Origin of the sequence: Noviherbaspirillum malthae, assembly GCF_015352985.1 — a bacterium.
GTDB classification, from domain to species: Bacteria; Pseudomonadota; Gammaproteobacteria; order Burkholderiales; family Burkholderiaceae_D; genus Noviherbaspirillum; species Noviherbaspirillum malthae.
In genome coordinates, this window is record NZ_JACYXF010000041.1 from 22,379 (window position 1) to 43,672 (window position 21,294).

The following is a 21,294-nucleotide window of genomic DNA, read 5'->3' on the forward strand; positions in this document are numbered from 1 at the left end:
GAAACAGGTAAAACCGCCGCGTGCCGCAAAGGTGCAGCCGCCGCATCCTCGCCCCGAGACGGTGCACGTCCGGCGGCGGCCGGACCGCAGCGGATGGTATGGATTCTGCTTTCTCCAAAGAAACTATCGTTGCAATGGAGCAGCCATGAATCAATCCAGCCTCGTAAGGACGTCAATGCCGGCGCCCTCTTCCGCCAAAACCAAACTCTCGGGCGAGCTTTTCGCCTCGATGATCAACCTGTCGGGCCGGCGCCGCTTCACTTCGCAGCGACTGGTCCTGTATGCGGTGCTGGCATCGCTCGGCCACGAGCGTGCCGTCGAAACCTCGCGTGACGCGCTGAAACTGTTCACGGATGCCCACCTTGCGCTGGTCAACGGCAATCAGCAGGTACCGGGCGTGTTCTGCGCGGAACTGGAGGAAGCCTACTTCGGCAGTGCGCAGGGCGACCGCCATATACGCAGCTTCATCGATCTCGCCGGTCGCTGCCTCGACGCCATCGAATCCGGGGCGCGCCAGGCGCCTGCACTGCTGGACAAGCTGGTCGACGAAGCCACGCCGCTGCTGTCGGTGCTCAACCGGCTGACGCAGGTCTATGAGGAGCTATCGAAGAAGCATGCATCGCAGGTGCGCAAGCAGCTGCACGGCATCATGAACGATATCGAATCCATCGCCCGGCAGGCACGCATGGTGTCATTCAATGCGCAGATCGTTGCCGCGCGCGCCGGGCAGGCGGGGAAGGAGTTTTCTGTGGTGGCGGGCGTGCTGTCGGACATTACCGGCGAGATCGACGGCCTCGTGCACGAGGCATTGAACAGTTCGGTAGCCTGAGCCCCGGGAGTGCTGCCGGCATCGCCGGCAATGCCGTCTCAGCGGAACGCTTCGGCCAGCGACATCACGCGCGGCGTGAACTGGATGTTGAACTTGCCGAGTGCTTCGGTCAGCTGGGCGAGGTTGGCGTCCTTTTCCGCGGCGGTCCAGCCTTCGAAGATATCGGTGCCTGCCTTCTGGAAGTGCATGTCGACGATCTTCTTGCCGTCATGATGGGTATAGGGTTTGGAGAGCACCTGCTTGAAGCCCAGGCCTTCGACCGCCTGAATGAACTCGGCGGGCGGGTTGGCCGCATCGAGCGCGGTATAGATCATGAAGGTCTTGCCGGGCGGCTTGGCGGCGACATCGACTACATAGACACCCGGCGCCACCGGCGCGGCAGTACTTTTCAAAAATAACATCCCCTGTCCTCCCCCATTAAGTGCGTCTTGAATCGCGCCATGACAAAAGGCCGCCCAGCACGAAACTGCTTTCCATGTAGCAATATGCCACAAATACCGACGCACTCAAACCCTGTCATGCGCTTGATGCCCAACTCGGCAGGAACCGTCGCAAAGTTGTGTGCCACTCATGTGACCGACCTACGATTTTGCCAATCATGCCAATGAATCTCCCGTCATTTATCAGAACGACAACGCCGCTGGAAGAACGCATCGGCCAAGTCAACACTGCCATTGCGGAGAAGATCGTGCCTGACAGGGCGAAAATCGATGGAAGCCTCAAGGCAAACTTCCCAGGAGCTCCCAACTGGACGACAGCCAGTACGGATACGAGCCACAAATCCGCCCGGATCGCACGCAACGGCGCTCCGCAACATTCGATGAAAAACCCTTTGTTAGCCAAAGTGGCGGACATGGCGTTCAAGTCCAAGGCCGTCAAAGAGGCGCGCTTCCTCGATGTCAGCGATGCGCTGGAGCATGCACTCGCCGATCTGCTGACACTTGATCAACTAGGCCGGATTTATCTCGAAGCCCAGCTGACTCATCGAAAATTATCGTCCCTGGGGCAGCTCCTCCTGCCTCTGCCCTCGATTCCGTCTCCATACGACCGTGTCCTCAATAACACACTGTCGAAGGAGGATTATCTCGACGCGCACCAAGCGTTCAGCGCACAGCTTTTCCCGACCGAAGCCGAACAGATAAGCATGCTGGGAGCACGATCTGTGGAGCTGAATCGGCAGCTCGTCGAACTGGATCTCAGTACGCCGTCCGCTTTCCTCCTGGAGGCCGCTAACAGCAATTCGAGTTTGAGGCATATCCAAAAATTTCGAGAGCGTATCGCAGCCTACGCGCTGGCAGAAGCCATCGAAAAAACACCAGCTGCCGGAGAAATCGCTTCAGGCTTTGAATTGCCCGAAATCTTCCGCCCTCATCTGGAACTGTACCTGGCAAGTCCTCAATACCAACGGGCCGTCACTTCTCTTCGCGCCGCAGGTCGCCAAGCCAAACGGGCCGTCACTTCTCTTCGCGCCGCAGGTCGCCAAGCCGGAAATGACGAGGATGCCTCGAAGATTTACTATCAACAGCGCCACCGCGAGTGCTCGAAGATTGCTCGCGGCCTCGAGAAAAGCAAATTGGTCAAGACGAAGCAGCGGCTGGACCATCTCTACGCGAACCGCCCCACCATCAGCATGAAGCCAAGTCTCAAACCCGCCGGCATCTGGCGGCGCGACCACTGGGATGCGGTTTCGCCGAAGGAGCTGGCGGCGCGAAGGCGAGTTTATCAACATCGCTGCGACGAGCTCAAGCATGCGCACGATGCGCTTGCGCAGATCGAAGGCACTCTGCTGGATCTGCAGAAGCAAGTTGCGCCGGAAGCCAAGCCGGCGCAGGAAACTCCGAGCTGGAGCCAACGCGCCATTGCGTATATTGCAGCCCACTGGAACTTCGGCGCAGCTGCACGCAACGAGAACGCGCCGACCGTGCCCGCCACTGAACTGGAGTGGAATCGAGAACAAGCGTACTCCAATGTCACTCAGATGCTGGCCGAAGTCAGAAAAATGAAAAGCGAAATTATCGTGCCGGAGTCTCTCGACTCCGAGTCGCCTGCTCCCGCAAGCGGCAATTTCCTGTTGAACTTCGCAGAGCGAATCCTTCAGGAGCGGCTCCCCGACGGCACCACGCGAGCTGAACGCATCAAAAAGGTGGAGGTGGCGCTGCGCTTAGCGAAGCGTTTTCCCTCGGCCGTAAAAATTTCACATGTCATTGCCCAATCGGCCGACAGAGCAGTAGATGCTGTCCTGTCGAGGGGTTCAAATTCATCAAGGCCGCCAAGGCCGACCAGAAGAAGCACCGGCGCGACGAGCAGCTCGGAATAGCAGGACCAGGGAGCAGGAGTGCATCCTCAAAATGCTGATGCATGTTCACTTCGCTGCATTTCTGTGCAATATTCGCGAGGTTTTCCTGATTAGACCTGCTCATCGCTGTTCGTCCGCGTCGCCGGCATGAAGCCGGGCTCATGCCGGTCCGGCGGGCTGCTCTGCAGGGAAGACACCGCCTTGCAACCAACCTGGACCATCGATACCCCCGCCCGCCATGTTCATCGGTCATTATTCCGCCGCCTTCGCCGCCAAGCGCGCCGCACCTTCCCTGCCCCTGCCGCTGCTGTTCGTCGCCTGCCAGATCATCGATATCTTCTGGGGCAGCTTCGTGCTGCTCGGGATCGAAAAACTGCGCATCGTTCCCGGCTTCAACGCCTCCAACGACCTCGATCTGTATTACATGCCCTATACCCACAGCCTGTCGTCGGCGCTGGTCTGGTCGTTCGGCGCGGCCCTGCTGTGCTGGCTGGCGACGCCGGGCAGCACAGCCCGCCTGCGCACCGCCATCGTCATCGGCGTGACGGTGTCGTCGCACTGGACGCTGGATCTGCTGGTGCATGTGCCCGACCTGCCGCTCTGGTTCGACAGCATGAAGGTGGGACTGGGATGGTGGAATTACCGGACGTTCGCGCTGCTGCTGGAACTGGCGCTGCTGTGGCTGGCCATTGCATTCTGCCTGCCGGCAGCCGGCGCGGCGCGCACGAAATACCTGGTCTTCGGCGCCGTGATGAGCGGCGTGCAGGTGTTCAGCCTGCTGCACCAGCCGCCCGAGGCGGCCAGCGTGGCGCAGCAGCTGCTGATGACCTATTTCGCCCTGTCGGTTGCGGCGTGGTGGATAGAACGGAAATCCAGAGCAGTTTCGGCCTAACTGTACCGTCAATGCCGGCCGCCTTGCCTGCAGTACTGCGTTGTGTGGGGACGCCGAGTCCTCCTTGCCGTAGCCCCGCTACGACGCGTCGCCGCGCCTTGTCCTGCAGACAATCCGCCTCGGCCTTGATCGGCCAGTCAGACCGAAACTGCTCTAGCGCGGGAACGGCGCCAGCGGCGCTGCGCTAGCATCGGCCAGCGGCGGCGTGCGGGCGACATTCATTACCATGGACACCGTGGTGAAATAGCCGGCCAGGCCGAGCAGGTCGACCACGCCGCGCTCGCCGAAGGCATCGACCGCGCGCGCATAGGTGGCGTCGCACACGCCGTGGTTGCGCGCCAGCTCTTCGCACAGGTCATACGCCACCTCCTCGTCCGCGGCCATGCCGGCGGGCCGGCAGCCCTGGGCCAGCGCATCCAGCGCCTCCTGGCGCACGCCGGCCTTCAGCGCCAGCGGGTAATGCATGCACCATTCGAACTGCTGGGTCCACTGGCGGGACACGATCAGCATCACGAATTCGCTGATGCGCTTGTCGAGCACGCTGTCGAAGCGCAGGTATTCGCCGACCTTCTGCAGCCGGTTCAGCAGTTCCGGGCTGCGCATGAGCGGAATGAAGGGCCCGAATACCGCGCCGCGCGGACCGGCAATCAGCGCTTCGGCCGCCGCGCGCTGCGCCGCGTCCATGCTGTCCATGGGCAGCGCCGGCATGCGTTCCGGACCCGGCATGCAATCCTGCAGGTTGATGGGTTTGGCAGTAGTCATGGTTTCCTCTCTTGAATTGTCAGTCGTTCGTTTAATCGCGTTCCATGGCCAGCGCGGCGCCGCTCGCGGCCAGCAGGACCGCAGCCACGATCAGGCCGCCGGAGAAGCTGCCGGCGCCGACCGTCAGCGGGCCGATGATCTGGCCGGCGGCGAAGGCGGAAGTCATTGCCGCCAGCAGCACGGTGGCATTGCGCCCGGCGCTGCGCTTGGCTTCCTGCAGCGCCGCCAGCGTGATCACCATGAAGGTGCCGCCCACGCACAGCGCCGCGGCGAAGATCGCCGGCAGGCCGGTCCACAGCACCGGTGCGAGTATGCCGGCCGCCATGATGAAGTGACAGACCGTCCACAGCCGCCGGTTGCCCATGCGGCTGACCAGGGCGGCAACGCACAGCGTCGACAGCGCGGCAGCCAGGCCGAACACCGGCCACGACCAGCCGAATGCATTTGAGCCCTGCAAGGCCTGCTTCGCCATCACGGGAATGAAGGTCGCAGGGATGATATAGCCGAAGCCGAAGACGCCGTAGCAGAGCACCAGCCGCACCGCCCGCGCATTCCAGCGGAAGGCGGCGGCCTCGCCGGCTGCCGCATTGGCCTGCGCCTTCCCGGAAACCTCATGCGCATGCGGACGGAAAAAGCGCCAGACCAGCAGCGTGACGCCGGCCGACAGCACGCCGAGGCAAAGCCATGCCGCGGGCGAAGTCGCGTGCGCCTGCATCAGCGCGAGGCAGAGCAGGCCGGCGGCGGCGATGCCGGTGCCGACGCCGGCGAAGACCACGCTGTTGAGGAAAGGCCGCTGGTAACGGCTCAGGTTTTCCATGCACCAGGCCGACACCGAGATCAGCACCCAGGCGCTGGCGATGCCGGCCACCAGCCGCAATGCCGCCCAGGCGGCGATGGGAAGATGCGCGGCCATCGCCAGGGTGGAAATGCCGATGGTGAGCAGGCCGGCGCGGATCGCCGTTTCCGGCCGCAGGCGGATGCGCATGGCGCTCAGCGCGCCGAGCAGGTAGCCGACATAGTTGGCGGAAGCCAGCCAGCCGCCGGCGGCGATGCCCAGGCCGGCGTCCTGCAGCATCATCGGCAGCACCGGAGTGAAGGCGAAGCGGCCGATGCCCATGGCCACCGCCAAGGCGGCCAGGCCGGCAAGCGCGGGGACGATGCCGGACGCGGAGGAGGCGGTCCGGCTTTCGGGAAGGGAAGCCGACGAACGGGGAGAAGGAGAAGAATTCATGTTCGCAGTCTAGCTTGACCTGCCTATTCTGAAAAATGAATAATAAAGATAGGAGGTTCTCAAAATGAGAAACATCGATCTGGAATCCTTGCATATCTTCAAGGCCGTCGTCGACCACGGCGGCGTCACGCGCGCCGCCGCCCAGCTCAACCGGGTGCAATCCAATATCACGACCCGCATCAAGAACATGGAGGAGCGGCTCGGCGTGCAGCTGTTCCGCCGCCAGGCCGGCAAGCTGGTGCTGTCTGACGAAGGCAAGGTGCTGATGACCTATGCGGAACAATTGCTGCGCCTGTCCACCGAAGCCGAAAACGCATTGCGCAGCGGCACGCCGCGCGGCACCTTGCGCATCGGCACCATGGAAAGCACCGCCGCCGCGCGCCTGCCGCCGCTGCTGGCGAAGTACCACGGCAGCTACCCGGACGTGCAGATCGAACTGGCGACCGGCACTTCCGGCGCGCTGGTCGAGCGGGTGAACCGCTTCGAACTGGAAGCGGCCTTCGTCGCAGAACCCTTCCATGCCGCCGACCTCGACATGATCGAAGTCTTCATCGAGGAACTGGTGCTGATCGCGCCCAGGCATGCGCCGCGCATCGAGTCGGCCAAAGATGTGCAGAAGCGCACCCTCATCGCCTTTTCCAGCGGCTGCTCCTATCGCCGCATCCTGGAGGAATGGCTGGGCATGTCCTCGGTGATGCCGGGACGCGTGCTGGAGCTGGCGTCCTACCATGCGATCGTCGCCTGCGTGGCGGCCGGCTCCGGCATTGCCATCGTGCCGCGCTCGGTGCTCGGCGTGGTGCGCGCCGACAGGGAAGTCGCGGTGTTCGACCTGCCGCCCAAGGTGGCGCGGGCGCGCACCTGCCTGGTCTGGCGGCGCGGACACCAGTCGGTGGCGCTGGAGGCCATGAAGCAGTTGCTGATCGGCAGGACGGCTGCGTACGACGAAGAGATCGAGATGGCGTCGGCAGCCTGATTCCTTGCGCTGAATCGCAAGGCCGGCGCGGCAGCGGCGCACAATGCGGAGAATGGGTTGGTATGTCGCTGGCCTGTCTTTGGTCTCTCCGAGCGCCATGCAGACACCACCCCCTTTCACCGGGAGACATCATGCCGCGTCACTATTGCATCCTTGCGCTGTCCCTGCTGCTCACGCTGGCTGCCTGCGGCGGCGGAGGCGGCGACAGCGGCACCGGTACCGCCAGCCTGGATTCCGCCGCAGTCACGCCGCCGGCCGCCCAGGCTCAGAGCGAAACCTATGCCGCCACGCTGAGCGGCGCGGAACAGGTGCCGCCGCGCATCACCAGTGCGCAAGGCAGCGGCAGCATCACCGTAAACGCGACCACGCGCCAGATGACGGCGACCGTCACCTTGGTCGGATTGACCGCCATCTCGGTCAATCTGTACCAGGGCGCGCCGGGCTCGACCGGCCCCATCATTCTTGCGCTGGTCGAAACGGTGCGCGGCAGCGGTGTCTGGACCGGATCAACCACATTAAGCGTGGCCGAGCATGCCTCCCTGCGCGCCGGCCAGTTCTATCTCAGCGCCGCCAGCACGGCTTTTGCATCCGGCGAGATCCGGGGCCAGATCCGGCTGCGCACAGGGACGTCCGGCGCCGTACCCGCCACGACCAATACCACGACCACTCCGACAGGAAGCACCCCGCTGCGCTGACGGGGGTTGACGGCGCTGTGGGCGCGGCCGTCTTTTCCGGGCCTCTGACATTTCCTCCTGGAACGAAGTTGCTTGTGACCCCGCAAATTGCGTAACTGACATGCGTGCTATGCTGTCGGGCTCAATTTGCGATTGCCATGTACACCGAATTCTTCAGGCTGAGGCAAGCCCCCTTCTCCATTTCTCCCGATCCGCGCTACCTCTTCATGAGCGAGCGACATCGGGAAGCGCTGGCGCATCTGCTGTACGGCATCGACAGCGGCGGCGGCCTGGTACTGCTGACCGGCGACATCGGCACCGGCAAGACCACGATCTGCCGCTGCTTCCTGGAGCAGGTGCCGGCGAACTGCAACGTCGCCTACATCTTCAATCCGAAGCTGAGCGTGCCCGAACTGCTGCAGTCGATCTGCGAGGAATTCCATGTCCCGCTCGCCGACAGCGAGCGCCGCAGCGTCAAGGATTACATCGATGCGCTCAACGGCTACCTGCTCGCCTCGCATGCGGAAGGCCGCAACAATGTGCTCATCATCGACGAGGCGCAGAACCTGTCGGCCGAGGTGCTGGAACAGCTGCGCCTGCTGACCAATCTCGAAACCAGCGAGCGCAAGCTCTTGCAGATCATCCTGATCGGCCAGCCGGAACTGCGCGCCATGCTGGCGCGGCCGGAGCTGGAGCAGCTGGCCCAGCGCGTAATCGCGCACTACCACCTGACGGCCCTGTCGGAAGAGGAAACCGCCAGCTACATCCAGCACCGGCTGTCGACCGCCGGACTGGCATCGCCCTCGCCCTTCCGCCATTCCCTGATCCGCCAGATCCACCGGCTGACCGGCGGCGTGCCGCGCCGCATCAACCTGCTGTGCGACCGCGCGATGCTGGGCGCCTATGCGAAGGGCCTGCCGGCGGTGGACCGCGACATCATCGCGGCGGCCGGCTCGGAACTGTTCATCAACCAGCACCGCGCGACCAAATCGCGGATGCGCGCCTGGCACTATCCGCTGCTGGGCGTGCTGGCCGGCGTCATCATTCTCGGCGTGGCGGCGATCACGGCCAATGCCGGCGCACTGCGCCATGCGGCCGAGAACGGATGGGCGCGCCTTGCCGCCATGGTGGCAAGGCAAAATCCCGCTCCGGCTAAAGAGAAGGAAAAGACCCCTCAAAAGCCGGGGCCGGGCGGCGCGCAGGCCACTGCGGCGCCGAAAGCGGAGAACGCGGCGGACGATGCCGGATCGCAGCCGGCACAGGCCGCTGCCGCTACCACTGCCGCGCCCAAGGAGGCCGAGCCGGCGCCTGTACCTACCGTCACCGCACTGGGCGTGCCGCAGCGCCTGTTCACCGAACATGACGGCAGCCCGATCGGCACGGCGCTCGACGAAAACGCGGCGATCCGCGAGCTCGCCGCCTATTTTTCTCCCGGCCTGTCGCTGCAGGATGCGCCCTGCGAAGGCGCCGCCCAGGCCAGCCTGCGCTGCTACTGGAGCAGCCGCGGCTTCGGCGAGATCCGCGCCATCGACCGGCCGGTGGCGATCAGGCTGGAAGACCAGCGCAAGCGCAGCTACTATGTGCTGCTGACCGACCTGCGGGATACGGATGCCACTTTGCATGCCGGCGACATCAGCCAGAATGTGGACCTTGCCGTCCTGAGCCGCTATTTCCACGGCGAGTTCGTGACCCTGTGGCGCATGCCTCCCGGCTTCGACGGCCCGGCCAAGCCCGGCGACCGCGGCCCTGCCGTGGACTGGCTGGCGCAGCGCATGGCCAGGATCAACGGTACCGAAGCGCCGCCCGCCGGCACGCCGTTCGGACAGAACATGATCCGGCAGGTGAGCCAGTTCCAGCAGGCGCACGGCCTGCATGTCGACGGCATTGTCGGCCCTGTCACCGCCATCCATATCAACCGCGCGGCCGGCATCGAGGAGCCGCGCCTGGGCGCCAGCCCGCGCGCGGGCCGCGACCGCGCGACCGCAGGAAAATGAAGCCATGTCCTACATTCTCGACGCCCTGAAAAAAGCGGAAGCCGAACGGCGCGGCGGCCAGTACGCCGCCGGCCCGATCCCGCCCTCCTTCCATGTGCATGCGCAGCGTCCGCCGGTATGGCGCCGGCCCTGGCTGTGGTCGGTGCTGTCGGCCGCCGCCGTGGTGGCAGGCGGCCTGATCTGGATGAACCGCGGCACCGGCACGCAGCCTGCGGAAGCGCAGCCGCCTGCGCAGGCCTCGCAGCAGGCCCAACCGCCGGCACCAGCGGCACCAACTGCCGCCGCACCGGCAATACCGCCGGTTGCCCAGGCGCCGGCCGCTCCTGCTCCTGCACCCGCCATGCAGCCGCCTTCGACCCCAGCTCCACCGCCGACGCCTCCTGCGGCGCAGGCTCCCGCCAAAGCACCCGAGCAGCCTGTCGAAAAACCCAAGGCCGCGGAACGCAAGCCAGCGGAAAGAAAGGCGCCGGAAGCTGCCGCGAAGGCGAGCAAAAAGCCGCAGCAGGAAGAGGAGAAAGTCGCCGTCGCACCTGCAACCTCGCCCGCACCGGCCGACAAGCCCAAACCCGCTCCCGAACCGCAAGTCGGCACGCTGCGCGACCTGCCGGTACAGATCCAGCAGGAAGTGCCGCAATACAGCGTGGGCGGCTACATCTATTCAGGCAACAAGGCCGACCGCTCGGTGGTGATCAACAAGCGCCTGCTGCGAGAAGGCGACGAAATCGCACCAGGTCTTACTTTGGAAAGAATGACGCCGACCGGCATGGTGCTGAATTACAAGGGGTATCGGTACCGGGCGTCGTATTGAGGGGTGTTGAGCGAACAACCGTTGAAACTCCTCCCTGACTGGGAGGCACGTTTCTGTGCAGGCTTGAGACCCGAACTACGGGAAAAGAAGACAGGCTGATTCAACTGACCAAGCCAGCTGAAAGAGGCTGTTGAATCCCCCTTTTGCCGACGCCGAAAGAGCGCGGCGCCAAGCGGATAAAGAAGCGCGGTTGTCTGAGCCGAAGGCGAGTTTCCGCGCTTCCCGCTTGGTGCTGCGTTCTTTTGGGAACCCCGAAGGGGCGTCGGCATCGGGGTCGTTTTCTTGCCTACTTCTTTGTCGACACAAAGAAGTAGGTGGCCCGCCGGGGCCAGTCCCGGCAACGCAGGTCTCTGCGGAGAGATGCAAGTTTAAAGATCAAGTAAAGGCTTATTGATACCTTAACGATGCCAGCCGGCTTTTGAAAGCTGACGCAGAGTTAGGGATGAGGGCACCACAAGCTTGTAAGGTCTTGGCGACGCCCCTCACCCCTGCCCCTCTCCCGCCCGCGGGAGAGGGGTTCTTTTCTCCGTATTGAAAAATCAAGTTTTCAATTTTCCTCTGGATGACCGCCCTTTGTGCAGGCACCAAGGACCTGCACCGCTCAATCATCAAGCCGCCGCCACCTTGGCCACCCTCCGCACCGGCATAAACGCCAGCAAATTCCCCCCCAGCACGCAAGCCAACCCGACAAACGCCATCAAGCTCCAGACATATCCCTCATACACCGTGGAAATGCTCAACGCCACCACCGGAAACAGCACCGTACAGTAAGCCGCCCGCTCCGGCCCCAGCCTCCCCACCAGCATCAGGTAGGCGGTGAACCCGATCACCGACCCCGGCACTGCGAGATACAGCAGCGACCCGATATAAAGAGGACTTGCATCCAGCGTAAACGGCATGCCGAGCACGGCGCCGATCAGCGTAAGGACGGCGGCGCCGATGAACATGGCCCAGGTATTGGTCAGCCAGGGCGTCAGGCCGAGCGACTGCATGCGGCTCGACAGCAGGTTCCCGGTCGAGAAAAACAAGGTGCCGAGGAAAGCCAGGCCCAGTCCGCGCAGCATCGCCCCGTCGGTCCAGTGGCCGCTCATCTGCGGCAGGAACAGCATGACGATGCCGGCCAAACCCAGCAGCGCACCGACGATGACCTGCGGCTGTATCGCCCGGCCCAGGAAAATCCGGCCGTTGATCGAATTCCACAAGGGCGCCGTCGAAAACACCACCGCGATCAGGCCGCTCGGCACCCACTGGCTGGCATAGTAGAAGCACAGGAAGTTGCAGCAGAACAGCGCGACGCCCTGCGCGACGAGATAGCGCCATGCCTCGCGCGGCGGCCGTACCTGCTTGCGCATGGCGACCAGGATCAGCAGCAGCACCGCCGCGGCAATCCAGAACCGGTAGGCGATCGAGACCGGCGCCGGCACGACGCCGAGCTGCCATTTGATGGCGATCCAGGTCGAACCCCAGATCAGGACGGTAATCAGGTAGAGAAAGGCGTTCATCGCAGACATCCCGTGTAATCGAACCTGCAGCATGCTACGGCTGGGCGCGGACGACTTGTCTGGAATTGCGGCGTTGTGCACCCAAGACGGCGCGGTTGTCCATTCTTGCGCTTTTTAGGGTCCGGCCGGCCCGCCTCGGAATCCGCAGATACCTCGGCCGTTCGAAAGTGTTACAGTAGCCGGAACCTTCGCCGCCTGTTGCCATGCAGACTTCATCGACATCCCTGCCCCCTCATTCCAGCGGCATCACGCATGCGGTATTCAATACCCTGCGCGGCACCAACGCCGAACTGGAACGCTTCGCCTGGCTGGGTGACGAGATGGCGATTGCGATCTGGCACAGGCAGACCGAGGAGGAAGAGACTGCCTACATCCGGCCCGGCCACCATACCCTGTCCTGCTATCTCGGCGGCGGCTACCGCACCGAGCGCAATGAGCTGCCCGGCCTGTACGGCAGCCCGGGGCGCCTGTGCGCGCTGCCCGACGAACACGAATCGCGCTGGGTGGTGCGCGACGAGCTGCGCTTTTTGCATGTGTATTTCCTGCCCGAGCATTTCACCCGGCGCGCCGTCATCGAACTCGACCGCGAACCGCGCGAACTGACCCTGGCCGACCGCACCTATTTCGAACATGCGCAGATTGCGCGCCTGTGCCAGGCGCTGGAGCAGATGCCCTGGCAAGGCACCGATGAACTGCTGCGGGTGAACGAAACGGCGCATGAGCTGCTGAGCAGCCTGCTGCAGTCGCAGGGCGTGCTGCGCCGCGCGCCGCGCTTCAAGGGCGGCCTGGCGCCGCTCATGCGGCGGCGGCTGGCCGATTACATCGAAACCCATCTCGACCAGACGATCACCCTGGGCATGCTGGCCGAGCTGGCCTGCATGTCGGAATACCACCTGTCGCGCATGTTCCGCATTTCCTTCGGCATGCCGCCCTACGCCTGGATCGCCGCACGCCGCCACGACAGGGCGCAGGCGCTGCTCAGGAACCCGGCGCTGTCATTGCAGCAGGTGGCCGATGTCTGTGGCTATGCCGATCTCAGCCACTTCAGCCACCGCTTCCGCAAGATGGCTGGCGTGGCGCCCACCCGCTACCGGCAGGCGCTGCTCGGCGGATAGGCGATCGGCCCGGCCGTCATTGCACTTGCGTGGGGGCCGGAGCCGCCAGCACGCCGCTGCCGCGCAATTCCGCACCCACCGCGCTGGCGGCCTGATCGATGGCGGCCAGCACCTCTTCCTGCGCCACATGGTGCAGCATGTGGCCGGCGCCGGCGGTAATGTGCAGGCTGCTGTGCGGCAGCTCCGCATGCAGCCTTTCGGAATGCAGGCGGGTGGTGACATGCTTGTCGTCGGCACCTGCCATGATGACGACCGGCATGGTCAGCTCATGGTAACGCTCGTGCAAGCTGTAGGCAGCCGGAATCATCAGCGCAGCTTCGGCCGCTGCCGCCCGCAGCTGCGACGGCCGCAGCGTCATCCATACCGGATATTCATTTTCAAAGCGCGCCGGCACCGGGGCCGGGCCGAAGATTCTGCCCAGCACGGCAGGCCAGATCGCGCGGCTCAAGAGCGGGGAAACGGTGAAGCGCATCAGATCCCCGACCACGGGAATGGCCGGCTGCGAGGCCAGCGTCACGTCGAGCCGGGCGGTTGGATAGTAATAGCCGGACATCAGCACCAGGCTCTTGACGTAATCGGGCTGCTCCAGCGCCATCGATACTGCGACAAGAGTGCCCCAGGAATGCCCGACGATGATGGGATTCTCGATGCCCAGATGCAGCAGGGCGCGGTGCAGCAGCCGCGCCTGCGCCTGCGGCGTCCAGATCGTGCTGCGCGGCCTGTCGCTGTAGCCGTAGCCGGGACGGTCGAAGACGATGACGCGGTAGTTTCGCGAAGCCAGATCGATCAGTCCGCTGGTTTCGAAATCCTGGATCATGCTGCCGTCGCCATGCAGAAACACGACCGGCTGCCCCTGCCCGCGCTCCAGGTAATGCAGGCGCACGCCATCGATATTCAGGAATTCGCCGACCGGCGGGTTCTCCAGCTCGGCCTGGCGCGTCTTCTGCCGCACTACCAGCGCAGCCGCGGCCAGCGCCACTGCGCCGGCTGCCAGCCAGGGCGTGCGCCGCGAATTCGACGAGACCGGAAGATCGGAAGAGTAATGATCGGGTTCGTACTGCGTGGAATAAGGATTCACGTGTTCTGCTCCCAAGATAGATAAACCCGTTGGAAGTGGGGTACTTGCATGAAGTTCAATGCCTGCTTGTCCATTTTTGCGCAGTGCGGCAAATCCAGACGGTTAGGAGCCGGTTTGACAATACATGTACATGCATTTATATTCGTCGCGTCTACCGCCACCCGGACCTTCCCCCAGTGAAACCCTTACGCTTGCCCTGCTATTGCGGATCGCTTCGCCAGGCATCGCGCGTCGTGACGCAGATGTACGATCAGGCGCTCAAGCCGTCCGGACTCAAGATCACGCAGTTCGGCATCCTGCGCCTGCTGAGCGCCCAGCCTGGCCTGACCACCGGCGCAATGGCGGACCTGCTGGCGATGGACAGCACCACGCTGACGCGCACGCTGAAGATCATCTGCGACAGCGGCTGGATCAGCGCCGCGCCGGGCGAGGACAGGCGGGAGCGGCGCTGGACGATCACAGGCGAAGGCCAGCAGCGCATCAGCCAGGCGGAACCCTTGTGGATGAATGTCCAGAAGGAATTTGCCGACATGGCCAGCGATGTCGATCTCGACGCGCTGACCCGCACCGTGCACCAGCTGGTGCTCAAGGCCGCATAAGAACAGGAACAAGGACACCTCATGGAAGCTTCAAAAGACCTCGCCCATTACAACCGCGTCGGCACCGGCTACCTGCCCGGCCTGCTGGGCATCGAAATCACCGGCGTCGGCGAAGCCACGCTGCAGGCACAGATCAAGGTGCAGCAGTCCCACCTCGCGCCGAACGGCTATCTGCACGCCGGCAGCGTCATCACCCTTGCCGACACCGCCTGCGGCTATGCTTGCGTCGCCAACCTGCCGAAGGGCGCGGTCAACTTCACGACCATCGAACTCAAGAGCAACTTCCTCGGCACCGCGCGCGAAGGCGTGGTGGCCTGCGAAGCCAAGGCGGTGCATCTCGGCCGCAATACCCAAGTCTGGGATGCGCTGGTCACGCACGCCGATACCGGCAAGCTGATCGCAACCTTCCGCTGCACGCAGATGATCCTGTGGCCGAAATGACAGCCAGATGGCAACGCACGGGAAAGCATCATGACCAGAACCTCGATCACTCCGGGTGTCTACGAACACTACAAGGGCAAGCGCTATTTCGTGCTCGGCCTGTCGCGCAACACCGAGAGCAATGAAGTCTGCGTCGTCTACCGGCCCCTCTACGAGACCGACTGGCCGCAGCTGGTGCACCGGAATGCCGACATGTTTTTCGAGCAGGTGGAAGTCGATGGCAAGCAAGTGCCGCGTTTTCGCCTGGTCGAGGCTGGCCTGCAAGGGTAGATGAAGCGAATGGAAAAACGGGCGGGATGCGGCTTGAATGAGGGAAGAAGCGAAGAGCCGCGCTGTGCTGGCCTGCTTCCGGATGTTCGATCCGGTACGTGAGCGATACCGAGAGGGGTAACGGCGGAAAGTAAGGCGGTCTCCTCTCAAGCCCGTTGCGGGTCTTGCGCCTTGCTTCCGTCTGGGTCCTGCTATTTACTGCTGCCGGCGGCTGCCGGGCTGATGCTCTTGCTGCCTGCGCCTTGCCTGAACTGCTGCTTCTATCTTCTGCTTTTGCTTATGCTTGGCTTGCTGGTCAGTGATTAGCCACGTGCGGCGATTGCGCGCAGTTCCTGGGCCAGGTTCGGCTGGACGGAATCGTAGCTGCGTGCGAGACGGTACAGTTGAGCGATCGAGGCAACGTCGCGCTTTTTTGCGGCTGCCGGCTTGGCTTCCGGTGTGATGGCCAGAAGAGCTTGCAGGAAGGCGCGGGCGGCGCGGCCGAGGTTTTCGGTATAGCTCAGGCCGGCGGTTTGTGCGGATGTGAATGTTGCTGTAGACATGGTGTATTCCTCTTTAAAAGTGTCTGTTACGAATAGAGTGTATGGACGGGACAGATATAATTCCAATTCCAAGTTCAGATATCAGATATTTTCCGTTCGCATTTCACTGGAGAAATATCAAATCCCTAATGCATTGATTTCAGGAAAGACAAGAGATGAGTGACGGCATCATCGGCTGCAGTTCCACCGGCGTTGTTAAAATGCCAGCCGGAACAGAAAAAGAAAGGCCATGCCGGTGCAGTCCCATGTCGATGCCAATTACCGATTCATCGCCGCCTATAACGAGGTGAATGCGCGCATAGCCCAGCGCCAGCAGGCGCTGACGCTGTATGTCACGCTGGTGGTGAGCCTGCTCGCGGCGCTGGTGGCCCTCAAGCCGGGGGAAGCGCAGGCCCGCCTGCCGATCGAATGGCTGGTATTGGGCTTCCCGGTTGCCTCGACCTGCCTGGCTTTCCTGAATTACAAGACCGAAAGCGCGCTGACCAACCTGCGCCATTTCCTGTCCACGCTGGAGCGCCTGAATAACGCCCACTTGGCGTTGCCGAGCTACAACACCGATCCGCGCTGGTCGCAGAGCGCCAACAAGGCGCGGCGTTTTCACGACTTTGCCTCGGCCGTGCTGGTCGCCGCCGGCAACGCCATTGCGATCGGCGCCGTCAGCAAGATTTATCCGGAACGCATTGCCGACAATCGGCCGGTCATCTGGGTCACCGCCATGGTGGCCGTTGTTTGCGTGATCGCATTGCTGATGATGCCGAAGCTGAGTTACCGTCCTGCGGACCCGGCCTGACCGTTTTTCCAACCACCCCGTCCTTTCATGAGCTATCTCGCCGTCAAGCATTTCCACATGACTTTCGCCGCGCTGAGCGGCATCCTGTTCTTCGTGCGCGGCCTGCTGATGCTGGCCGAGTCGGGGGCGCTGCAGCGGCGCTTTTTCCGGGTAGCGCCGCATATCGTCGATACCCTGCTGCTGGCCAGCGCGCTGGTGATGGTGGTGTGGAGCGCCCAGTATCCCTTCGTCCAGCCCTGGCTGACGGCAAAGGTCGTTGCGCTGGTCGCTTATATCGCGGTCGGCACGATCGCGCTCAAGCGCGGCAGGACCAAGGGCGTGCGCCTCGCCGCCTTCGTCGCCGCCCTGCTCATCTTCGCCTACATCATCAAGGTCGCGGTGACCCGGCAGGTTCTGTAACCGGCCCCTCACCGCCCTCTCATCACATCAAGGATCACCATGACCAAGATTTACGAATACACACAGCAGCCTCATTTCTGGATCGTGCACGACGAGCAGGGCTACTGGCAGGTGCCGGCCCGCGACAACGGCTGGCAGGACCGCAGCCCCTTCGTCGGCCATGCGGTGAACCTGCGCGAAGTCGCCGATCTCGGCGGCATTGACCTCGGCATCCCGGAAGGATCGACCGCCGATCCTTTTACCGAGGAATTCCAGTCGCTGCCCGGCCTGAGCCTCTCGAATGCCCAGGGCGAGTCCGCTTTCGTCACCCGCCAGGGCGCGCAGGTCGTTTCATGGAAGACCGCCGACGGCAGGGAGCGCATGTACATGTCGGCAAGCACCGGCGGCATGACGCGCGCCAACGAAGCCGTTCCGGCGGCAGCGATTCGCGGCGGCGTGCCGGTCTGCTTCCCCCAGTTCTCCGACCGCGGACCCATGATGAAGCATGGCTTCGTGCGCAGCTTCCCCTGGCAGGTCGCGGCCGCGCCGTCCGCGCAGTCGCCTTCAGTGGCGACCTTCTTCATCGAAGACGATGCGCAGACCCTGCAGATCTGGCCGCACAGTTTCCATGCCGAGGTCGGCGTGGTGCTGGACGCCGGCCGCCTAGTCATCACTCTCACCGCCACCAACCGCGGCGAGACGACGTTTTCCTTCACCGCCGCGCTGCATACCTATTTCCGGGTCGACGACATCCGCCAGGTGGAGCTGCAGGGCTTGCAGCAGGTCCGCTACCAGGATGCGACGGCGAACTGCGTGGAAGTGGTGCAGCAGGATGCCTCGGTGACAATCGCCGCCGAATTGGACCGCGTCTACATGTCGCCGCCGAAAAAGCTGGTGCTGCTGGAAAACGGCCAGCCTTCGCTGCACATCGAGCAGGTCGGCTTCGAAGACACCGTGGTCTGGAACCCCGGACCGGTCAAGGCCGCCGCCCTGCCCGACTTCCCGGACGAGGACTGGCTGCGCATGCTCTGCGTCGAGGCGGCCAACATCATCACGCCGGTCACGCTGGCGCCGGGCCAGACCTGGACCGGCAGCCAGATCCTCAGTATCCAAGGCCGCTGAACCTGTCACAAAACCGGCGCCTGGCGCGTCTTGCGGTTTTATCTGCCTGAATCTGCTTGAAGGAGCCATGCCGTGAACCAGCGCGCCGACACTTTTCATGCCTGCCGTCCGAAACTGTACGGCATCGCCTACCGCATGCTCGGCTCGCGCGCCGACGCCGAGGATATCCTGCAGGATGCCTACCTGCGCTGGCATGGGCTCGATGAAGCCGCCGTCAATGACATCCGCAGCACCGAAGCCTGGCTGGTGACCTCGGTCACCCGGCTCTGTCTCGACCGCCTGCGTCATGCCAAGCTGGAACGCGAAACCTATCAGGGCCCCTGGCTGCCGAAGCCGCTGGTGGCGCCTTCGGCATTGACGCCGGAAGAATCGGCGGAGCTGGCCAGCGACGTGTCGATGGCCTTCATGGTGGTGCTGGAGCGGCTGGCGCCGGAGGAGCGTGCGGCATTCCTGCTGCACCAGGTATTCGATCTCGGCTATGACGAGATCGCCGGCATGCTCGGCAAGTCGCAGGCCGCCTGCCGCCAGTTCGTGCACCGCGCCCGCGAGCGCGTCACGCAGGAACGCCGCCGCTTCGCCATCAGCCGCGAGACGCATGTGGCGCTGCTGCAGCGCTTCATGGACGCCGCCAGGTCGGGCGACCGTGCGCAGCTGACCGCCCTGCTCGCCGAGAACGCCAGCATGACCGCCGACGGCGGCGGCAAGGCGATCTCCGTCAACACCGTGATGCACGGTGCCGACCGCATCGCCCGACTGTTCCATGTGGTGGCGCGGCAATTCGGCGAACGCGCGAGCTACCGCATCGCCGACATCAACGGCGAACCGGGCATCCTGCGGCTGGTCGACGGCAAGCTCGACTCGGTGATCTCGCTCGTGACCGACGGCAGCAGGATCGTCGAGATGTACAGCGTGCGCAATCCCGACAAGCTGCAGGGCATCGTGCTGTCCGATTAAGAAGAAGATAGCTGTCACAAAACCGGAAGCCGGTTCGTCTGGCAGGTGATCGCAACGATCGCACAGATCGCAGTCATCGCCATTTCAGACAACTTCCGGAAAGGACAACATCATGTCGGACCTGCGCATTTCCTATCACTCGCTCTCCATCGACGCTTACCGCGGCCTGGCTTCCGCCAGCGCTGCACTTGAACAATCGCCGCTGGGCAAGACGCTGATCGACTTCATCTACCTGCGCGTGTCGCAGATCAATGGCTGCGCCTTCTGCATCGACAAGCATGCGCGCGACTTGCTCAAGCAGGGCGAGGATTTTCAGCGCATCAACAGCCTTTCAACCTGGCGTGAAACGAGCTTCTACAGCGAACGCGAGCGGGCCGCGCTGGCTTGGGCAGAGGCTGCGACGCGGCTGACCAATGGCGAGGTGCCGGATCGGGTGCTCCTGACATTGAAGGCGCATTTCACCGATCGCGAGATAGCGGATCTCGGGTTTGCGGTGGCGGTGATGAATGCGTTTAACAGGCTGGCGATCGGGTTCAAGCAGCCGGTGAAGAGGGCGGTGGTGGAGGCCAGTGCGGTTTCTGTTTGAGTGGAATGGGTACACGGCCTTGAGTTGATTAAGACAAAGGACAAATTCTCTTTTCCAAGAGAATGGAGACAATATCGAACGAGGTCTTGCCCCCCCTCCTCATCCCCAACCCTCGGTCCGCGCCCCACGGTTCGGCTTGCAAGCCGAACCGGCTATGGCAGCGCAAACCGCTGGTTTGCGAAACCCTGCCTTCGCCCCGCCTGCGGGAGAGCGGGTTTGACTGACCATGCCAGTACAAAGAGGCTGTTGAATCCCCCCTTTTGCCGACGCCAAAAGAGCGCGGCGCCAAGCGGATAAAGAAGCGCGGTTGTCTGAGCCGCAGGCGAGTTTCCGCGCTTCCCGCTTGGTGCCGCGCTCTTTTGGGAACCCCGCAGGGGCGACGGCATCGGGGTCGTTTTCTTGCCTACTTCTTTGTCGACACAAAGAAGTAGGTGGCCCGCCGGGGCCAGTCCCGGCAAAGCAAGTTTCTGCGGAGAGACCAAGGTCAAGATTAGGTACAGGCTTATTAGAGACCTGCAGGTGCTAAACCGGCCTGGCAAACTCAATGAAGATGCGAGATAGGGAATAGCAAGCTTCCAAGGTCTTGGCGACGCCCCTCACCCCTGCCCCTCTCCCGCCTGCGGGAGAGGGGTTCATTCGCTAACCATTGACATCATCTTGAATGATCATCCTCTGTGCAGGTACAAGGCCTGCACCGCCTCAAAAACTCCCAGCAAACTGATACCTCCCCCCCGGATGCCACATCGTCACCACCGAAGCCACCAACCCCTTCGATAAAGTTCTCCGCTTGAGTACCAAACAAGCCTCCCTATCCTTGTGAATCTGCAGCATCTCCGCAATCTCCCGCGGCGGATGCAGCGCCTCGATGCTGTAATTGACCCCCTGCAGCGGCGCCGCCGCCATCAGATACTCATTCGGCGTAATCACCGAAAAATCCTGCTGCATGTAATCCGGAGCCACGTCCGGATTGACCCACCGGTCCTCGACCTGGATCGGAATATCGTTCTCGAAGTGCACGATGATGGAATGGAACAGCGGATGCCCCGACTTCACGCCGAACGGCGGCGCCAGCAGTTCCGACGCCTTGCTGCGCTCCAGCAGATGCAGCTCGCTGCGGTGCACATGGCCGCGCATGCGCACCTCGTCGGCGATGCTCTTGATCTCCACCAGCGTCGACTGGTACTTCTGCTGCGCCACATAGGTGCCCGATCCCTGCACCCGTGTCAGGATCTGCTCGTCGGTCAATTCGCGCACCGCCCGGTTGACCGTCATGCGCGAAACGCCGAACTGCTTCGCCAATGCCTGCTCGGAAGGAATCGCGTCGCCTTCCTTCCAATGGCCGGCCTGGATTTCGCCCAGTAAATAATTCTTGATGTGCAGGAAAGCCGGTATCCGTTCCGCGCCGCCGCCCTCTTCTTCCATATCCACCCGCACAACTTTCTCCTCATGACTGACAAC

Annotated in this window: 23 protein-coding genes; 16 read left to right on the forward strand and 7 right to left on the reverse strand. The window is 63.3% G+C overall.

Features of this window, described 5'->3' with window-relative positions:
* Positions 1-145 precede the first annotated feature (145 nt).
* Positions 146-829 (forward strand): methyl-accepting chemotaxis protein, encoded by a 684-nt coding sequence (locus IGW03_RS26735; RefSeq protein ID WP_194725592.1) that lies wholly within the window; start codon positions 146-148, stop codon positions 827-829.
* A 38-nt stretch (positions 830-867) separates the two neighbouring features.
* Here the strand turns inward: IGW03_RS26735 and IGW03_RS26740 are convergent, their stop codons facing one another.
* Positions 868-1,230: a hypothetical protein gene (locus IGW03_RS26740; protein ID WP_194725593.1), complete on the reverse strand. Its 363-nt coding sequence runs from the start codon at positions 1,228-1,230 to the stop codon at positions 868-870.
* 197 nt (positions 1,231-1,427) lie between these two features.
* On the opposite strand from IGW03_RS26740, the gene IGW03_RS26745 reads away from it, so the two are divergent.
* Entirely contained in the window at positions 1,428-3,146 is a 1,719-nt protein-coding gene (locus tag IGW03_RS26745; RefSeq protein WP_194725594.1) for a hypothetical protein, read from the forward strand.
* Positions 3,147-3,363: 217 nt separating this feature from the next.
* Positions 3,364-4,017 carry a hypothetical protein gene (locus IGW03_RS26750; RefSeq protein ID WP_194725595.1) on the forward strand — a complete coding sequence of 218 codons (654 nt, stop codon included), beginning with the start codon at positions 3,364-3,366 and terminating at the stop codon, positions 4,015-4,017.
* 153 nt (positions 4,018-4,170) lie between these two features.
* On the opposite strand, the gene IGW03_RS26755 is transcribed toward IGW03_RS26750, so the two are convergent.
* Both IGW03_RS26755 and IGW03_RS26760 read right to left on the reverse strand, forming a co-directional pair.
* A complete protein-coding gene (locus IGW03_RS26755; RefSeq protein ID WP_228536114.1) occupies positions 4,171-4,779 on the reverse strand; it encodes a carboxymuconolactone decarboxylase family protein in 609 nt (202 codons plus the stop codon).
* A gap of 31 nt (positions 4,780-4,810) precedes the next feature.
* Positions 4,811-6,010, reverse strand: coding sequence for a YbfB/YjiJ family MFS transporter (locus tag IGW03_RS26760; protein WP_194725596.1), 1,200 nt, complete (start codon positions 6,008-6,010; stop codon positions 4,811-4,813).
* A gap of 64 nt (positions 6,011-6,074) precedes the next feature.
* Here IGW03_RS26760 and IGW03_RS26765 point away from each other — a divergent pair, with 64 nt between their 5' ends.
* The 4 genes from IGW03_RS26765 to IGW03_RS26780 all read left to right on the forward strand — a co-directional run bounded on the left by IGW03_RS26765 (position 6,075) and on the right by IGW03_RS26780 (position 10,459).
* Positions 6,075-6,983 carry a LysR family transcriptional regulator gene (locus tag IGW03_RS26765; RefSeq protein ID WP_194725597.1) on the forward strand — a complete coding sequence of 303 codons (909 nt, stop codon included), beginning with the start codon at positions 6,075-6,077 and terminating at the stop codon, positions 6,981-6,983.
* A gap of 131 nt (positions 6,984-7,114) precedes the next feature.
* On the forward strand, positions 7,115-7,678 hold the full coding sequence (locus tag IGW03_RS26770; protein WP_194725598.1) for a CHRD domain-containing protein: 564 nt from the start codon (positions 7,115-7,117) through the stop codon (positions 7,676-7,678).
* A 137-nt stretch (positions 7,679-7,815) separates the two neighbouring features.
* Positions 7,816-9,651, forward strand: a complete 1,836-nt coding sequence (locus IGW03_RS26775; protein ID WP_194725599.1) for an ExeA family protein — start codon at positions 7,816-7,818, stop codon at positions 9,649-9,651.
* A gap of 4 nt (positions 9,652-9,655) precedes the next feature.
* A complete protein-coding gene (locus IGW03_RS26780) occupies positions 9,656-10,459 on the forward strand; it encodes a general secretion pathway protein GspB (RefSeq protein WP_194725600.1) in 804 nt (267 codons plus the stop codon).
* A gap of 608 nt (positions 10,460-11,067) precedes the next feature.
* Here IGW03_RS26780 and IGW03_RS26785 read toward each other — a convergent pair.
* Positions 11,068-11,961 (reverse strand): DMT family transporter, encoded by an 894-nt coding sequence (locus IGW03_RS26785; RefSeq protein WP_194725601.1) that lies wholly within the window; start codon positions 11,959-11,961, stop codon positions 11,068-11,070.
* 203 nt (positions 11,962-12,164) lie between these two features.
* Here IGW03_RS26785 and IGW03_RS26790 point away from each other — a divergent pair, with 203 nt between their 5' ends.
* On the forward strand, positions 12,165-13,076 hold the full coding sequence (locus IGW03_RS26790; RefSeq protein WP_194725602.1) for a helix-turn-helix transcriptional regulator: 912 nt from the start codon (positions 12,165-12,167) through the stop codon (positions 13,074-13,076).
* A 16-nt stretch (positions 13,077-13,092) separates the two neighbouring features.
* Here the strand turns inward: IGW03_RS26790 and IGW03_RS26795 are convergent, their stop codons facing one another.
* Positions 13,093-14,154, reverse strand: a complete 1,062-nt coding sequence (locus IGW03_RS26795; RefSeq protein ID WP_323745032.1) for an alpha/beta fold hydrolase — start codon at positions 14,152-14,154, stop codon at positions 13,093-13,095.
* 176 nt (positions 14,155-14,330) lie between these two features.
* On the opposite strand from IGW03_RS26795, the gene IGW03_RS26800 reads away from it, so the two are divergent.
* The 3 genes from IGW03_RS26800 to IGW03_RS26810 are packed head-to-tail and all read left to right on the forward strand — an operon-like array spanning position 14,331 to position 15,464.
* The gene (locus tag IGW03_RS26800; protein WP_194725603.1) at positions 14,331-14,753 is read left to right on the forward strand and encodes a MarR family winged helix-turn-helix transcriptional regulator; all 423 of its coding nucleotides are present in this window, start codon (positions 14,331-14,333) and stop codon (positions 14,751-14,753) included.
* A gap of 21 nt (positions 14,754-14,774) precedes the next feature.
* Entirely contained in the window at positions 14,775-15,194 is a 420-nt protein-coding gene (locus IGW03_RS26805) for a PaaI family thioesterase (protein WP_194725604.1), read from the forward strand.
* A gap of 30 nt (positions 15,195-15,224) precedes the next feature.
* Positions 15,225-15,464, forward strand: coding sequence for a DUF1653 domain-containing protein (locus IGW03_RS26810; RefSeq protein ID WP_194725605.1), 240 nt, complete (start codon positions 15,225-15,227; stop codon positions 15,462-15,464).
* A gap of 302 nt (positions 15,465-15,766) precedes the next feature.
* Here the strand turns inward: IGW03_RS26810 and IGW03_RS26815 are convergent, their stop codons facing one another.
* Complete coding sequence (locus IGW03_RS26815) at positions 15,767-16,006, reverse strand: hypothetical protein (protein ID WP_194725606.1); 240 nt, start codon at positions 16,004-16,006, stop codon at positions 15,767-15,769.
* A 229-nt stretch (positions 16,007-16,235) separates the two neighbouring features.
* Between IGW03_RS26815 and IGW03_RS26820 the strand changes: the two genes are divergently transcribed.
* The 5 genes from IGW03_RS26820 to IGW03_RS26840 all read left to right on the forward strand — a co-directional run bounded on the left by IGW03_RS26820 (position 16,236) and on the right by IGW03_RS26840 (position 19,836).
* A complete protein-coding gene (locus IGW03_RS26820; protein ID WP_194725607.1) occupies positions 16,236-16,796 on the forward strand; it encodes a hypothetical protein in 561 nt (186 codons plus the stop codon).
* A gap of 27 nt (positions 16,797-16,823) precedes the next feature.
* Complete coding sequence (locus tag IGW03_RS26825; RefSeq protein ID WP_194725608.1) at positions 16,824-17,195, forward strand: SirB2 family protein; 372 nt, start codon at positions 16,824-16,826, stop codon at positions 17,193-17,195.
* A gap of 39 nt (positions 17,196-17,234) precedes the next feature.
* A complete protein-coding gene (locus tag IGW03_RS26830) occupies positions 17,235-18,296 on the forward strand; it encodes a D-hexose-6-phosphate mutarotase (RefSeq protein WP_194725609.1) in 1,062 nt (353 codons plus the stop codon).
* A 72-nt stretch (positions 18,297-18,368) separates the two neighbouring features.
* Entirely contained in the window at positions 18,369-19,250 is an 882-nt protein-coding gene (gene sigJ, locus IGW03_RS26835; RefSeq protein WP_194725610.1) for an RNA polymerase sigma-70 factor, read from the forward strand.
* Positions 19,251-19,362: 112 nt separating this feature from the next.
* The gene (locus IGW03_RS26840) at positions 19,363-19,836 is read left to right on the forward strand and encodes a carboxymuconolactone decarboxylase family protein (RefSeq protein WP_194725611.1); all 474 of its coding nucleotides are present in this window, start codon (positions 19,363-19,365) and stop codon (positions 19,834-19,836) included.
* Between the two features lie 699 nt (positions 19,837-20,535).
* On the opposite strand, the gene hutC is transcribed toward IGW03_RS26840, so the two are convergent.
* Positions 20,536-21,258, reverse strand: a complete 723-nt coding sequence (gene hutC / locus IGW03_RS26845) for a histidine utilization transcriptional repressor HutC (protein ID WP_194725625.1) — start codon at positions 21,256-21,258, stop codon at positions 20,536-20,538.
* Positions 21,259-21,294 lie beyond the last annotated feature (36 nt).

What these genes read in the sequence shown, in the direction of transcription:
- IGW03_RS26735 (WP_194725592.1), top strand. Translation starts at nt 146, where the DNA reads ATGAATCAATCCAGCCTCGTAAGGACGTCAATGCCGGCGCCCTCTTCC.
- IGW03_RS26740 (WP_194725593.1), bottom strand. Translation starts at nt 1,230, where the DNA reads ATGTTATTTTTGAAAAGTACTGCCGCGCCGGTGGCGCCGGGTGTCTAT.
- IGW03_RS26745 (WP_194725594.1), top strand. Translation starts at nt 1,428, where the DNA reads ATGCCAATGAATCTCCCGTCATTTATCAGAACGACAACGCCGCTGGAA.
- IGW03_RS26750 (WP_194725595.1), top strand. Translation starts at nt 3,364, where the DNA reads ATGTTCATCGGTCATTATTCCGCCGCCTTCGCCGCCAAGCGCGCCGCA.
- IGW03_RS26755 (WP_228536114.1), bottom strand. Translation starts at nt 4,779, where the DNA reads ATGACTACTGCCAAACCCATCAACCTGCAGGATTGCATGCCGGGTCCG.
- IGW03_RS26760 (WP_194725596.1), bottom strand. Translation starts at nt 6,010, where the DNA reads ATGAATTCTTCTCCTTCTCCCCGTTCGTCGGCTTCCCTTCCCGAAAGC.
- IGW03_RS26765 (WP_194725597.1), top strand. Translation starts at nt 6,075, where the DNA reads ATGAGAAACATCGATCTGGAATCCTTGCATATCTTCAAGGCCGTCGTC.
- IGW03_RS26770 (WP_194725598.1), top strand. Translation starts at nt 7,115, where the DNA reads ATGCCGCGTCACTATTGCATCCTTGCGCTGTCCCTGCTGCTCACGCTG.
- IGW03_RS26775 (WP_194725599.1), top strand. Translation starts at nt 7,816, where the DNA reads ATGTACACCGAATTCTTCAGGCTGAGGCAAGCCCCCTTCTCCATTTCT.
- IGW03_RS26780 (WP_194725600.1), top strand. Translation starts at nt 9,656, where the DNA reads ATGTCCTACATTCTCGACGCCCTGAAAAAAGCGGAAGCCGAACGGCGC.
- IGW03_RS26785 (WP_194725601.1), bottom strand. Translation starts at nt 11,961, where the DNA reads ATGAACGCCTTTCTCTACCTGATTACCGTCCTGATCTGGGGTTCGACC.
- IGW03_RS26790 (WP_194725602.1), top strand. Translation starts at nt 12,165, where the DNA reads ATGCAGACTTCATCGACATCCCTGCCCCCTCATTCCAGCGGCATCACG.
- IGW03_RS26805 (WP_194725604.1), top strand. Translation starts at nt 14,775, where the DNA reads ATGGAAGCTTCAAAAGACCTCGCCCATTACAACCGCGTCGGCACCGGC.
- IGW03_RS26810 (WP_194725605.1), top strand. Translation starts at nt 15,225, where the DNA reads ATGACCAGAACCTCGATCACTCCGGGTGTCTACGAACACTACAAGGGC.
- IGW03_RS26815 (WP_194725606.1), bottom strand. Translation starts at nt 16,006, where the DNA reads ATGTCTACAGCAACATTCACATCCGCACAAACCGCCGGCCTGAGCTAT.
- IGW03_RS26820 (WP_194725607.1), top strand. Translation starts at nt 16,236, where the DNA reads ATGCCGGTGCAGTCCCATGTCGATGCCAATTACCGATTCATCGCCGCC.
- IGW03_RS26825 (WP_194725608.1), top strand. Translation starts at nt 16,824, where the DNA reads ATGAGCTATCTCGCCGTCAAGCATTTCCACATGACTTTCGCCGCGCTG.
- IGW03_RS26830 (WP_194725609.1), top strand. Translation starts at nt 17,235, where the DNA reads ATGACCAAGATTTACGAATACACACAGCAGCCTCATTTCTGGATCGTG.
- IGW03_RS26840 (WP_194725611.1), top strand. Translation starts at nt 19,363, where the DNA reads ATGTCGGACCTGCGCATTTCCTATCACTCGCTCTCCATCGACGCTTAC.
- hutC (WP_194725625.1), bottom strand. Translation starts at nt 21,258, where the DNA reads ATGGAAGAAGAGGGCGGCGGCGCGGAACGGATACCGGCTTTCCTGCAC.